The 13,378-nt window shown below is 64.0% G+C and carries 11 protein-coding genes; 6 read left to right on the top strand and 5 right to left on the bottom strand.

Translation table 11 applies throughout. The features are described from left to right. Window positions 1-93 precede the first annotated feature (93 nt). Genes NKK52_RS15020 through NKK52_RS15005 form a run of 4 tightly spaced genes read left to right on the top strand, consistent with a single transcriptional unit; the run spans window position 94 to window position 5,308 of the window. On the top strand, window positions 94-1,101 hold the full coding sequence (locus NKK52_RS15020) for an ABC transporter permease (protein ID WP_023668135.1): 1,008 nt from the start codon (window positions 94-96) through the stop codon (window positions 1,099-1,101). Further along, window positions 1,102-2,238: an ABC transporter permease gene (locus tag NKK52_RS15015; RefSeq protein WP_031204340.1), complete on the top strand. Its 1,137-nt coding sequence runs from the start codon at window positions 1,102-1,104 to the stop codon at window positions 2,236-2,238. Between the two features lie 10 nt (window positions 2,239-2,248). After that, on the top strand, window positions 2,249-3,916 hold the full coding sequence (locus NKK52_RS15010; RefSeq protein ID WP_031204339.1) for an ABC transporter ATP-binding protein: 1,668 nt from the start codon (window positions 2,249-2,251) through the stop codon (window positions 3,914-3,916). Window positions 3,917-3,937: 21 nt separating this feature from the next. After that, window positions 3,938-5,308 (top strand): alpha-glucosidase/alpha-galactosidase, encoded by a 1,371-nt coding sequence (locus tag NKK52_RS15005; RefSeq protein WP_031204338.1) that lies wholly within the window; start codon window positions 3,938-3,940, stop codon window positions 5,306-5,308. Between the two features lie 29 nt (window positions 5,309-5,337). Here the strand turns inward: NKK52_RS15005 and NKK52_RS15000 are convergent, their stop codons facing one another. Both NKK52_RS15000 and NKK52_RS14995 read right to left on the bottom strand, forming a co-directional pair. After that, complete coding sequence (locus NKK52_RS15000; protein WP_023685287.1) at window positions 5,338-6,984, bottom strand: acetolactate synthase large subunit; 1,647 nt, start codon at window positions 6,982-6,984, stop codon at window positions 5,338-5,340. A 107-nt stretch (window positions 6,985-7,091) separates the two neighbouring features. Continuing rightward, window positions 7,092-8,000: an AraC family transcriptional regulator gene (locus NKK52_RS14995; RefSeq protein WP_198020008.1), complete on the bottom strand. Its 909-nt coding sequence runs from the start codon at window positions 7,998-8,000 to the stop codon at window positions 7,092-7,094. A gap of 126 nt (window positions 8,001-8,126) precedes the next feature. Between NKK52_RS14995 and NKK52_RS14990 the strand changes: the two genes are divergently transcribed. Together NKK52_RS14990 and msuE are read left to right on the top strand one after the other, a co-directional pair. Next, window positions 8,127-8,783 (top strand): glutathione S-transferase family protein, encoded by a 657-nt coding sequence (locus tag NKK52_RS14990; protein ID WP_023685285.1) that lies wholly within the window; start codon window positions 8,127-8,129, stop codon window positions 8,781-8,783. A gap of 125 nt (window positions 8,784-8,908) precedes the next feature. Beyond that, window positions 8,909-9,469 (top strand): FMN reductase, encoded by a 561-nt coding sequence (gene msuE, locus NKK52_RS14985; RefSeq protein WP_023685284.1) that lies wholly within the window; start codon window positions 8,909-8,911, stop codon window positions 9,467-9,469. Between the two features lie 297 nt (window positions 9,470-9,766). On the opposite strand, the gene NKK52_RS14980 is transcribed toward msuE, so the two are convergent. The 3 genes from NKK52_RS14980 to NKK52_RS14970 form a co-directional block, all read right to left on the bottom strand. Next, a complete protein-coding gene (locus NKK52_RS14980; protein ID WP_023685282.1) occupies window positions 9,767-10,798 on the bottom strand; it encodes a hydroxyacid dehydrogenase in 1,032 nt (343 codons plus the stop codon). Between the two features lie 253 nt (window positions 10,799-11,051). Next, window positions 11,052-12,497: an aldehyde dehydrogenase gene (locus NKK52_RS14975; RefSeq protein WP_023685281.1), complete on the bottom strand. Its 1,446-nt coding sequence runs from the start codon at window positions 12,495-12,497 to the stop codon at window positions 11,052-11,054. Window positions 12,498-12,591: 94 nt separating this feature from the next. Next, entirely contained in the window at window positions 12,592-13,377 is a 786-nt protein-coding gene (locus NKK52_RS14970) for a coniferyl-alcohol dehydrogenase (protein WP_027050689.1), read from the bottom strand. Window position 13,378 lies beyond the last annotated feature (1 nt).

Here is a 13,378-nt window from a genome sequence, read left to right as displayed (position 1 = left end):
TCCCCTGGCTGACGCCCGGCCGCGCTGCGCGCGCGGCCGGGACGGAGTAAGGTCAGCGGCAACAGATTAGATCCAAGGAGGAGAAACGGTCCGATGCTGCGATTCCTGGCCATGCGCATAGCATCGGCGGTGCCGGTCATGGTCATCCTGAGCCTGGTCACCTTTGCCATCATCCAGGCGCCGCCGGGCGACTATGCCGACTATATCCGTTCGCAGCTCATCAACCAGGGCGGGGCGTCTTTTGCCGAAGCCGACGCGCAGGCGCAGGCCTATCGGGTCGAGCACGGCCTCGATAAACCGCTGCCCGTCCAGTACCTGAACTGGGTCGCCGGCATCATCACCCGCGGCGATTTCGGCTACAGCCTCTATTACAACAAGCCGGTCGCCGCCGTGGTCGGCGAGCGGCTGCCGCGCACGCTGCTGCTGGCATTGGTCTGCCATCTGCTGGCCTCGGTGCTCGGCATCACCTTCGGCATCTGGGCGGCGACCAGGCAATACACGTGGATCGACTCGGTGCTGTCGGCCATCTCCTTCCTCGGCATGACGGTGCCGCGCTTCCTGATGGCGCTGATCATCGTCTATCTCCTGGTCTTCCAGTTCAACGTGTCGGAGATCGGCAGCTTCTTCTCGCCGCAATATGGCGGCGCGCCGTGGTCGTGGGCGAAATTCGCCGACCTCGTCAAGCATGTCTGGCCGGTGGTGGCGATCGCCACCTTCGGCGGGCTCGCCTACAATATGCGCGTCATGCGCGGCAATCTGCTCGATACGCTGAACGCGCAATATGTCGAGACGGCCAAGGCCAAGGGCCTGACCGGCAGCGCCGTCGTCATGCGCCATGCCGTGCCCAACGCGCTGCACCCGCTCATCATGTATCAGGGCGTGGTGCTGCCCTACATGCTGACCGGCGAGATCGAGACGGCGATCATCTTTGCGCTGCCGACGGTCGGGCCGGCCATTGTCGGCTCGATGGCGGTCGGCGACGTCTATGTCACGGCGACCTTCATGATGGTGCTGTCGGCAACGCTGATCGTCGGCAACATCATCGCCGACATGCTGCTCGCGCTGCTCGATCCGCGCGTGCGCCAGTTCAGGGAGAGCTAGATGCTGGCGCGTGACCCATCCCCGCCGCCGCCCCCGGCTGAAGCAACCGCGATTGCGACCCCACGCGGCAATGAGAGCTATATGGCGCTGGTCTGGCGCCGGCTGAGGCGCTCCTGGACCGGCATGGCCGGGCTGATCCTGGTCGTGCTTCTGGTGCTGATGGCGCTGTTCGCCGATTTCTTCGCGCCGATGGACCCCAAGGTGACCGATGTCGCTTTCGCCCCGCCGCAAGTGATGAGTTTTCACGACAGGGACGGGAATTTCGTGCTCCAGCCGCGGGTCTATGCGCTGGCGGATTCTGCAGACCTCGACCCGGTCACGTTCCAGCCGGTCGTCGGGCCGGATTACGAGCATCCGCGCCTGCTCGGCTTCTTCGTCAAGGGCGCCGACTACCGGCTGCTTGGCCTGATCCCCGCCAACCGGCATTTCTTCGCTTCGGCCGACGGCCAGCCGGTGCATTTTCTCGGCACCGACAAATTCGGCCGCGATGTGCTGTCGCGCGCCGTCCAGGGCTCGCGCGTCTCGCTGATGATTGCGCTGACGGTGGTGTTCATCATCACCGTCATCGGCACCACGGTCGGCATGGTCTCGGGCTATTTCGGCGGCCGCTTCGACGTCTGGATGCAGCGCTTCGTCGAGTTGGTGCTCGCCTTCCCGCAATTGCCGCTTTATCTTGCGCTGACGACGCTGATCCCGGTGACCGCGCCGACCAACGTCTTCCTCGCCTTCGTCATCATCGTCATGTCGGCGCTGGGCTGGGCGCAGATGTCGCGCGAGGTGCGCGGCAAGACGCTGGCGCTGGCGCGGATCGACTATGTGCGCGCCGCCATGGCGGTCGGCGCCACCGACATGCGTATCATCATGCAGCACATTTTTCCCAATGTGATGAGCCACGTCATCGTCGCCGTGACGATCGCCATCCCGACGGTGGTGCTGCTCGAAGCCTTTCTCGGCTTCCTCGGCTTCGCGGTGAAGCCGCCGCTGATCTCGTGGGGGCTGATGCTGCAGGACACGGCTACCTATTCGGTCATCGGCACCTATCCGTGGATCCTGTCGCCGGTCGGCTTCGTGCTGATCACCGTCTTTGCCTTCAACGCGCTGGGCGACGGCCTGCGCGATGCCGTCGATCCTTATTGAGGTGGCCGGGATGACTGTAGCGCTCGCAGCCACCTTCGCACCAGCCGTCCGGTTCGACCATGCTGGCCGCCACGACCAACCCATCATCGATGCCCGCAACATCGAGGTCGCCTTCAAGGTCGAGCACGGCGTCGTCGACGCGGTGAAGGATGTCTCGTTCCAGCTCTATCGCGGGGAGACGATCGCCATCGTCGGCGAGTCCGGTTCCGGCAAGTCGGTGACGGCGCGCGCTGTCATGGGGCTCTTGTCAAAGCGGGCCACCGTGTCGCCGAAATCCACCATCCACTATTGCGGGCAGGACATACTGAAATTCCCCGAGAGCGCCCGGCGCAAGTTGCGCGGCAATCGCATCTCGATGATCTTCCAGGAGCCGATGAGCTCGCTCAACCCGATCTATACGGTCGGCAGTCAGATCGTCGAGGCGATCAGAGTGCATCGAAAGGTCAGCCGCAAGCAAGCCTGGGCGCGGGCGCTCGAGCTTTTGCGGCATGTACAGATCCCCGAGCCGGAAGCGCGCATCAAACAGTATCCGCACCAGATGTCGGGGGGGCAGCGCCAGCGCGTGATGATCGCCATGGCGCTCGCCAACGACCCCGATGTGCTGATCGCCGACGAGCCAACGACGGCGCTCGACGTCACGGTGCAGGCGCAGATCCTCAATTTGATCCGCAATCTGCAAAAAGAACTCAGGATGGCGGTCATCCTGATCACCCACGACCTCACCGTGGTGCGGAAATTCTCGGACTATGTCTATGTCATGCAGCATGGCGAGATGTGCGAGCACAACGTTACCGAGCGGCTGTTCGCCGACCCGCAGCATGCCTATACCAAGCGGCTGCTCGCTTCAGAGCCGCACGGCAAGCCGCAGCCGCTGCCGGAAAACAGCGGCACCATCCTCGAGGCCCGCAATATGCGCGTCTGCTTCATGCTGCGCCATGGCAGCTTCCTGAAGCCGGACTGGCGCGAGCTCGTCGCCGTGGACGATCTCGGCCTGAAGCTTTGCCGCCACGAGACACTGGGGCTGGTCGGCGAATCCGGCTCCGGCAAGACCACCTTCGGTCTCGCCTTGCTCAAGCTCACCGAGGCCAAGCGCGGCGAGGTCAGCTTCGACGGCCAGCCGATCCACGGCCTGTCTCGCGCCGGGATGCGGCCGCTGCGCTCGCGCATGCAGGTCGTTTTTCAGGATCCGTTCTCGTCGCTTAACCCGCGTATGACGATCGGCCAGATCATCGAGGAAGGGCTGGTCGTCAACAGGATCGGCGCGACACGGCGCGAGCGGGTCGGTCGGGTTCGCGACGCCCTGGTCAGCGCCGGCATGCCCGGCGATATCCTGTCGCGGTTCCCGCACGAATTTTCCGGCGGCCAGCGGCAGCGCATCGCCATTGCCCGAGCCATCGCGCTGGAGCCCGAATTCATCCTGCTCGATGAACCGACATCGGCGCTCGACCTTTCGGTGCAGGCGCAGATCATCGACTTGTTGCGCAAGCTGCAGGACGAACGCGGCCTTAGCTATCTCTTCATTTCGCACGACCTCAAGGTGGTGCGCGCGCTCTGCCATCGCGTCATCGTCATGCAGAACGGCAAGATCGTCGAACAGGGACCCGTCGACGAGGTCCTCACCCATCCCAAGACCGCCTACACCGAACGGCTCGTCAGGGCCGCCTTCGACGTGGCGTAGCAAAGTGCCGGAGGTTTAATAGTGGCAAGACATCCCAGGATCACCTTCATTGGCGCGGGTTCGACCGTGTTCATGAAGAACATTGTCGGCGACGTGCTGCAGCGGCCATCGCTGTCAGGCGCGACGATCGCGCTGATGGACATCAATCCGCAGCGGCTGGAAGAGAGCGCCATCGTCGTCAACAAGCTGATCGCGACGCTGGGCGTGAAGGCGAAGGCCGAGACCTATTCCGACCAACGCAAGGCGCTCGCCGGTGCCGACTTCGTCGTCGTCGCCTTCCAGATCGGCGGTTACGAGCCCTGCACCGTCACCGATTTCGAGGTGCCGAAGAAATACGGCCTGCGCCAGACCATTGCCGACACGCTCGGCGTCGGCGGCATCATGCGCGGCCTCCGGACCGTGCCGCATCTGTGGAAGATCTGCGAGGACATGCTGGCCGTCTGCCCCGACGCGATCATGCTGCAATATGTCAACCCGATGGCGATCAACACCTGGGCGATCTCAGAGAAATACCCTGAGATCAAACAGGTAGGCCTCTGCCACTCGGTGCAGGGCACGGCGATGGAACTGGCGCACGATCTCGACATTCCCTACGACGAGATACGCTACCGCTCGGCCGGCATCAACCACATGGCCTTCTACCTGAAGTTCGAGCACCGGCAGCCGGATGGCTCTTACCGCAACCTCTATCCGGACCTGGTCCGCGCCTATCGCGAAGGCAGGGCGCCGAAGCCGGGCTGGAACCCGCGCTGCCCCAACAAGGTGCGCTACGAGATGCTGACGCGGCTCGGCTATTTCGTCACCGAAAGCTCCGAGCATTTCGCCGAATACACGCCCTATTTCATCAAGGAAGGGCGCCCCGACCTGATCGAGAAGTTCGGTATTCCGCTCGACGAATACCCCAAGCGCTGCATCGAACAGATCGAGCGCTGGAAGGGCCAGGCCGAGGCCTATCGCTCGGCCGACCGCATCGAGGTCGAGCAGTCGAAGGAATACGCGTCCTCGATCATGAATTCGGTGTGGACCGGCGAGCCGTCGGTGATCTACGGCAATGTCCGCAACAATGGCTGCATCACCTCGCTGCCGGACAATTGCGCCGCCGAGGTGCCGTGCCTGGTCGACGCCTCCGGCATCCAGCCGACCTATATTGGCGAGCTGCCGCCGCAACTCACCGCGTTGATACGCACCAACATCAATGTGCAGGAACTGACGGTGCAGGCGTTGATGACCGAAAACCGCGAGCACATCTACCACGCGGCGATGATGGACCCGCATACGGCGGCCGAACTCGATCTCGACCAGATCTGGGCGCTGGTCGATGAGTTGCTGGCGACACATGGCGACTGGCTGCCGACCTGGGCGCGTGGGAGCGCCAAGGTCCGGGCCGCCTAAGCGCTACTGCGGCGGTATCTACTCCACCGTCAGGCCTCCGGTGGCGCCGGCAACCGGTGGCGCAGTTCCTCGACCAGCACGCGCTCGTTCTCCGAATAGTCGATCGGAACGACGACGAGATGGACGCCACCGCCGGCAAAAGCCTGTTCAAGCGTCGATTGTATTTCTGAGACGGCGCCGACCCTGGTTCCCTTGGCGCCATAGGCCTCGGCATATCTGACGAAATCGGGGTTGGCGAAGGTCATGCCGAAATCGGGGAACCGGTCGACCGCCTGCTTCCAGCGGATCATGCCGAAAGCATTGTCCTCGATGATCAGCACGACGAGGTTAAGTTTCAGCCTGACGGCGGTTTCCAGCTCCTGGCTGTTCATCATGAAGCCGCCGTCGCCGCAGATCGCCATGACGCGGCGGCCGGGATAGAGCATCGCCGCCGTCATCGCCGACGGCAGGCCGGCGCCCATCGTGGCCAGGGCGTTGTCGAGCAGCAAAGTGTTGGCGACGCGCGTGCGGTAATTGCGCGCAAACCAGATCTTGTACATGCCGTTGTCGAGCGCCAGGATGCCATCGGCCGGCATCACCGCGCGCACATCGTGCACCAAGCGCTGCGGCGTGAAACGGTCTTCGGTGGCGCGGATGGCAATGCGGCTCAAAATCCCTTCGCGCAGCGGCAGTAGCGCCTGCGCGTTGGGGATCTTGCCCTCGATCCGGTCGGCAAGCAGCCTGAGCGAAGCGCCGATGTCGCCGACCACTTCGGTCTGCGGGAAATAGACCTGCTCGACATTGGCCGGCTGGTAACCGACATGGATCACCTTCGGTCCCTTGTCGCCCATAATGAAGGGCGGCTTCTCGATCGTGTCGTGGCCGATAGTGATGATGAGGTCGGCCTGTTCGATGGCCTCATGCACATAGTCGCGCTCGGACAGCGCGGCGGTGCCCATGTAGAGCTCGGTTCCGCCAGGCACCGTGCCCTTGCCCATCTGCGTGGTGAAATAGGGAATGCCGGTCCTGATCACGAACTGGGCGAGGTCGGACGTCGAGCGCGGCCGCGATGCGGCGGCGCCCAGCATCGCCAGAGGACGCTGCGCCTTGATGATCATCTCGGCGGCACGGTCGAGCGCCAGCGGGCTGGCCAGCGGAAGCTCGACCGGATGCGGCGGGATCAGCGCGACATCGTCGCACTCCTCGGCCGCGATGTCTTCGGGCAGTTCCAGATGCACCGGTCCCGGACGCTCCTCTTCGGCAATCCGAAACGCTTCGCGCACCACGGCGGGAATGGTCTTCGCCGAGATGATCTGGCGTGACAGCTTGGTCAGCGGCTTCATCGCGGCGACGATGTCGACGATCTGGAAGCGGGCCTGGCGCGACGACCGGATGCCCTTCTGCCCGGTGATCATGATCATCGGCATGGCGCCCAGCAGCGCATAGGCGGCACCCGTCGTCAGGTTCAGGGCGCCGGGCCCGAGCGTGGTGATGCAGACGCCCGGCTTGCCGGTGAGCCTGCCATGGGTGGCGGCCATGAACGCCGCCGCCTGCTCATGACGGGTGAGGATGAGCTGGATCGAGGATTTGCGGATGGATTCGACGACGTCCAAGTTTTCTTCGCCGGGAATGCCGAAGATGCGATCGACGCCCTCATTCTCGAGGGCGGCAACAAGCAGGTCAGAACCTTTGGGCACGAAGCATCTCCTGGGCAAAGCGGCGGCGAACCGCGTCGGGATATGATCAGACATAGTGCTGGCAAAGTCCTACCGCGAGGCCCGGCCGCCGCCAATATCGCTCTGCCTTACAGATCCTTCCGTTTCCTGAATTGGCCGGGCGAGACGCCGGCGTGGCGGCTGAAGGCGGTGGAGAAGGCGGCTTCCGAGCTGTAGCCGACCGCCTCGGCGACTTGGCCCAGGCTCTTGCCCTCGTGCAGCAGCCGGCTGGCCTGCCGCATGCGGCAGCCGAAGAGATAGGCCATGGGCGCTTCGCCGACGAGATCGCGAAAGCGGGCGGCAAAGGTTGCCCTGGAGAGCCCGACCGCGCGTGCCAGGGTCTCGATCGTCCAGTCGTGGCCATAGGCTTCATGCAGGGTCGCGAGCGCTCTGGCGATCGCGGGGTCCTGCAATCCCCTCAGCCAACCTGGATTGTCCATGCTTTCCAGACCGGAGCGCAAGGCGCGCGTGACGATGGCCCCAGATAGGCGAGCCATGACCACGTCGCTGCCGGGACCTTCGTCGGTCGCTTCCACCAGCAAGGCCTCGACATAGCCACGCAGCCATTTGGGCAGACGGCCATTCGATCCCCGGATGTGAACGATGCGCGGCAGGCCGGCAAGTGCCGGATGGTCGGCGTCGCGAAAGGCGAAGGCGCCGCACAGGATGACGGTCTTTTCGCCTTCGCCGCCGCTGCGAATACGCCCGGCTGCGGTTTGGGTCGCCAGTTCGGCGGCGGGGACGTTCGCGCTTTTGAGCGCGCCGGGCGACCGCAGCACATGCGGATCGGCGCGCGGTGCAATGATCAGGTCGCCGGCATCGAGAGGCTCGACATCTTCCTCACCGAACACCGCCTCGCATCGCCCCTTGATGACGACGTGAATGCCGCGAAGCCCAGCCTGGCTGAACGAGATCGCCCAGGGCGCGGCCAGTTCGAGGCGCCGGTACCCGGCGGCTGCGAAGTGCAATTCGCGCATGAGGGTAGCCAGGAGGTCCACGCTTCGCTCCAGAAACAGACGATCGATAAATCAATCTAGACGCCGTCGAATAGCGCGCCGGCCTTACTGGACCTAGCTATGCCCGACAGGCCGCTTGTCGGCGATAACGAAACTCAGGAGTTATCCATGCCGCCAATCGAGCTTTTTGTCGCGCAGCTTTGTCCCTATGCGCACCGTGTCAGGCTCGCCCTTGCCAAGAAAGGCCTGCAGGCGACGGAAATCGAAATCGATCTGCGCAACAAGCCGGCGTGGTTCCTGAAACTCACGCCGACGGGAAAGGTGCCGCTGCTGCGCCATCAGGGGCAATATGTCAGGGAGTCGGCGATCATCTGCGAATATCTCGATGATGCATTCCCCGAACGGCCGATTTTCCCCAGGGATGCTCAGGCCCGCGCTGAGGCGCGCATCTGGATCAGCTTCGCCGACACGCAGCTTTACGCCCGGACGGCAACCATGATGCACAGTTCCGACGCTATGGTTCATAAGCGGATCAAGGCCCAGCTTGCCGACGATCTGCGCTTTGTGGAACAGCATGCCTTCGCCCTGCGAGGGGCGGACGAACGGTTTTTGCTGGGCTCGGAATTCAGCGCCGCCGACATCGCCTTCTATCCCTGGTTCGAACAGCTGTGCGTGCTTGAGAAATATCTGGGCTTCGTCATGCCGACCGAATGCGAGCGCCTGCTGCGGTGGCAGGAAACGGTTGCCGCCAGGGAGGCGGTGCGGACCTGCGCAAGGTCGCCCGGCTTCTACCTGGAATCCTATGGCCCGCTTCTCGCGGCCTGAGACGAGCGGGCAAACGGAAAAAAATTCCTCACTATGGTGCTGCAAGGTCAGTCATTTGCTTCTTGCGGCAGGCGCAAGCCTGTAAATATGCGGTATGAAACCCCGCCGCGAGAGGTGAGAGAAACATGCCCAATCCAACCGTCGTCGGGTTTTCCGGCAATTTCACCAGGCCGTCCAAGACGCGTGGTTTTGTCGACCAGGTTGTCAGGGATATTGCGCGCCAGCATGGCCTGTCGGCGAGCACCTATGACATCGAAGACCTCGGCCCGTCGCTCGGCGCTGCCAAATGGGCGCGCGATCTCGACGGCCAGGCCCGGGCAGTCTTCGACAGCGTCGTTAATGCCGATGTGCTAGTGGTGGGGTCACCGACCTACAAGGGCAGCTACACCGGCCTGTTCAAGCACTTCTTCGACCTCTTCGATCCCGCTTCCTTGCGCGGCAAGCCGGTGGTGCTGCTTGCCACCGGCGGCAACGATCGCCACGCGTTGATCGTCGAGCACCAGTTGCGGCCGTTGTTCGGCTTCTTCGAGGCGCTGACGCTGCCGACAGGGGTCTATGCCACGGACAAGGACTTTTCCGACGGCGTGCTGCGGGCCGAACCCATCCTGAAGCGCGTCGATCAGGTTGTCGGCGAGGTCGGGCTGGTGCTGGCCAATCGCTCGGCAGCCGGCGTTGCTGCCGGATAGAGCGAGGCGGGCAGACCGCCTCCGGCTTTGCTCGGGAGTGAATAAAAAGGCCCGCCACCGACGCGAATCGTGACGAGCCTCCTTGGAGTAGGCCAGGCCTCCCACAGCCCGATTGCTTTCAAAATCAATACCCCGCCGGCTACGCCTGGCGGGGTATCGATAGTAGGATCTGGATCGAATGGGAGCGATCCGGCTGAAAAACGCCAATGCCGGAAGGTTCCCGGTCATCCTGAGCGGCGATGACAAAGGGGTTTTGGCCAACTGCGAAATCCATCTCAGGCGGATTTCTCGCGACAACTAGTTCCTGTCCGCCGGCTTCGAACGCATCCTTGACACCGTCTCGCGCTCGGCGCGCTTGGAGCGCAGAGGCGGCAGGCCGCGGTCGATCAGGTCCATGTCCTCCAGCACCATGTCGCCCATGCGCTTGAAGGCGATGTCAAGCGCACCGGCGCGGTGGGCGGAGCGCAGGAAGCCGGGGATCGTGCGGACCGGATGGTCCTGCGCCAGCGGTTCTTCAGGGAAGACATCGCTGGCGGCGACGATGTGGCCGCTTTCCACCGCCGCCATCAGGGCAGGGAAGTCGACGACGCCGGCGCGGCTGAGCAGGATGAATGCGGCGCCCTTGCGCATGGAGGCAAAAGCATTGGCACCGAGAAAGCCCTGATTCTCTGAGGTCACCGAAGCGACGACGAAGACGAAATCGCTGGTCGACAGCACCTCGTCCAGCGAGGCCGGCTCGACGCCACTGTCGATCAGGATCGATGGCGGCAGCCAGGGATCGAAGACCTTGGTGCGGGTGCGAAAACCCGACAGCAGTCGGTTGAGCGCACGGCCGAGATCGCCGAAGCCGATGATGCCGACATCGGCGCCGGACAGAAGCCGCGCCGTCAAATTGCCGTCGCCGCCCCACAGCTCTTCGCCTTTGCGGAAGGCGAGGTCGGCATCGACGATGTTGCGGGCGAGGTTGAGCGCCATGGCGAGGCCAAGCTCGGCCACCGGCTCGGCGAAGACGAGGCCGGTGGTGACCACATGGATGCCGCGCGCAAACAGCGTCTCATAGGGCATGTTGTTGATGAGGTTGGTCTCGACATTGAAGACGCAACGCAGCGCCTGCATCCGGTCCAAGGTCTCGGGCGAGATCGGCGGCTGGCCGATAATATAGCGGGCTTCGGCAAGCACGTCGGCGGGCAAGTTCGCCACGCCCTCGGCCGTCGTCTCGACGACGCGGTAATGCGCTTTGAGGCGCGCCAGCTGCGGTGAGGTGAAGATCAGGTCGAGCGTGCGTGGTTCCGGCGCGCTGATGACCAGCGGCAGGGCCTTGTTTGGCATAACGATTCCTCCCCGGCGCGATCCGTATCGCGTATTTTGCTTTGCACTTGTGGTAGTCCCCAAACCCGCTTGCCGCCGTCCGGCGGCATGTGCTTGAGGGGTAAAATACCCACCATTAAACGATTTACAACTCCGGGAGGGGCCGCCGATCGCGCGGCTCGAGCCTTGCCGGGTTTTGATGCGGGAATCCGTTGGCTCGCCAGGCAACGGCCCTGAGGGCTCCTTTCCTTCTCCCCTGTGAGAGAAGGTGGAGTCAAAACGGATAGTGCTGCCCCGGATCCTCGATGGTCAGCCAGCGCAGGTCGGTGAACTCGGCAATCGAGGCCTTGCCGCCGAAGCGGCCGTAGCCTGAACCCTTGACGCCGCCGAACGGCATTTGCGCCTCGTCGCCGACGGTCGGGCCGTTGATGTGGCAGATACCGGCTTCGATGCGCGCGGCAACCGCCATGGCACGGCGGATGTCGCGGCTGAACACGGCTGAAGACAGGCCGTATTCGGTATCGTTGGCGACACGTACCGCTTCGTCCTCGCCCTTGACGCGGATCACCGGCTTGACCGGGCCGAAGGATTCTTCCGAATAGACGCGCATCGCCGGCGTCACGTGGTCGAGCAATGTCGCCTCGACTACGGTTCCGGTGCGCTTGCCGCCGGCCACAAGCCTGGCGCCCTTGGCGACGGCGTCGGCAACCAGTTCTTCCATCTTGTCGGCGGCTTGGCCGCTGATCAGCGAACCGAGCACGACATGGCCGCGCGGGTCGCCGGCAGGCAGCTGCGCGGCGCGGGCGGCGAGCTTGGCGACGAATTCGTCGGCGACCTTTTCATCGACGACCAGACGCTCGGTCGACATGCAGATCTGGCCCTGATGCATGTAGGCGCCGAAGGTCGCCGCATTGACCGCGGCGTCGATGTCGGCATCGTCGAGCACGACCAGCGGCGCCTTGCCGCCGAGTTCGAGCAGCGCCGGCTTCAAGTGACGGCCGGCGAGTTCGGCAATCATCCTGCCGACCTTGGTCGAGCCGGTGAAGTTGACACGCCTTACGGCGGGGTGCGCGACCAGTGCCTCGGCGATTGTCGCTGCGTCCTTGGGATCATTGGTGACGACATTGATGACGCCCTTGGGCAGGCCGGCCTCGACCAGCACCTGCCCGATCAGCCGGTGTGTGCCTGGGCACATTTCCGAAGCTTTCAGCACAACCGTGTTGCCGCAGGCGATCGGCATGGCGATGGCACGAGTACCGAGGATGACCGGTGCATTCCACGGCGCGATGCCGAGGCAGACGCCGGCCGGCTGGCGGATCGCCATGGCCAGCGTGCCGGGCTTGTCGGAGGGAATGACCTCGCCCGAAATCTGCGTCGTCATGGCGGCTGCCTCGCGCAGCATTTTGGCGGCGAGCATGACGTTGAAGCCGGCCCAGGGGCCGGTCGCGCCGGTTTCTTCCATCATCAATTTGGTGAATTCGCCGACCTTGGAGTCCATGACATCGGCCGCCTTGGACAGCAAAGCGCGGCGCTCGCCCGGGCCGGTCTTCGACCACGTCTTGAAAGCGGCAGCAGCGGCTTCGACCGCGGCATTGGCGTCGGCGATGCTGGCTGCGGCAGCGCGGGTCGCCAGCTTGCCGGTGAACGGGTCCATGCGCTCGTAAGAGGCTGAGCCGGAGGCATCCCTTTTGTCGCCGTCGATCAGAAGTCCGATGTCCATTGTTCTCTCCCTCGCTCGCCGTGGAGCGTCTTTTCTATCTATTATCGACCACGATCTGATCCGAACACCGGCTCCCACTTTTCGGGATCATGGTCTAGAAGCCGAGCACCTCGGCATTGATCGATGCTTCAAGCCCACCGTCAACCGGCACATTGACGCCGTTGACCCAGCGTGCGCCGTCCGAGCACAGGAACAGCACGACAGGCGCGATGTCGCCCGAGGTTCCGGCGCGCCCGACCCTGGCGATGTCGCTGTCCACGCGGGCGTCACCCAGCACATTGCGGAACTGTTTGAGGATCGGCGTCTCGACCGGGCCGGGGCTCACTGCATTGACGCGGATGCCGCGGCTCCTGAACAGGTCCTGATGTGCGGCGCGCTGCGTCCACAACAGCAGCAGCTCCTTGGAAACGGGATAGCCTTCCTCGTTCTTCACCTGATGGTCGGCGATCATCTTCGCCACATCGGGAAAGCCTTCGATGCCGACCATCGATGCCGCGCGGTTGAGATTGGCGCGCCAGCCATAGCCGGCGATCGAGGCGACGTTGACTACGGTGCCGCCTTCACGAAGTCTTGGTGCGAGGCCTTCCGAGAGCGCGCGCAGGCCGTAGAAGTTGACGGCCAGTGTCGACACCGCACCGGTGTTGCCGGGGAGGCCGGCGACATTGCAGAGCGCATCGATGCGCTGCGGCAGGCGCCCGAGGAGATCGTCGACGCCGGCCTTGGATGAGATGTCAGCCTTGACGAAACTGCCGGCCGATGCTGCCGGTTCACGCATATCGACGCCGATCACGTCAGCGCCCAGTTGGCCGGCAAGTTCGGCCGTGCGAGCGCCGATACCAGAGGCGACACCGGTGATGAGGATGGTCTTGCCGAACAGCATG

It is taken from the genome of Mesorhizobium sp. C277A (assembly GCF_040324395.1).
Classification (GTDB): Bacteria; Pseudomonadota; Alphaproteobacteria; order Rhizobiales; family Rhizobiaceae; genus Mesorhizobium.
The sequence above is the reverse complement of the archived record's forward strand: the minus strand, read 5'-3'. Positions and strand labels throughout refer to the sequence as shown.

Excerpts from the sequence above, each read along its gene's own strand:
- NKK52_RS15015 (WP_031204340.1), top strand. The coding sequence starts at position 1,102 with ATGCTGGCGCGTGACCCATCCCCGCCGCCGCCCCCGGCTGAAGCAACC.
- NKK52_RS14970 (WP_027050689.1), bottom strand. The coding sequence starts at position 13,377 with ATGCTGTTCGGCAAGACCATCCTCATCACCGGTGTCGCCTCTGGTATC.
- msuE (WP_023685284.1), top strand. The coding sequence starts at position 8,909 with ATGCCCAATCCAACCGTCGTCGGGTTTTCCGGCAATTTCACCAGGCCG.
- NKK52_RS14990 (WP_023685285.1), top strand. The coding sequence starts at position 8,127 with ATGCCGCCAATCGAGCTTTTTGTCGCGCAGCTTTGTCCCTATGCGCAC.
- NKK52_RS15020 (WP_023668135.1), top strand. The coding sequence starts at position 94 with ATGCTGCGATTCCTGGCCATGCGCATAGCATCGGCGGTGCCGGTCATG.
- NKK52_RS14980 (WP_023685282.1), bottom strand. The coding sequence starts at position 10,798 with ATGCCAAACAAGGCCCTGCCGCTGGTCATCAGCGCGCCGGAACCACGC.
- NKK52_RS15010 (WP_031204339.1), top strand. The coding sequence starts at position 2,249 with ATGACTGTAGCGCTCGCAGCCACCTTCGCACCAGCCGTCCGGTTCGAC.
- NKK52_RS14975 (WP_023685281.1), bottom strand. The coding sequence starts at position 12,497 with ATGGACATCGGACTTCTGATCGACGGCGACAAAAGGGATGCCTCCGGC.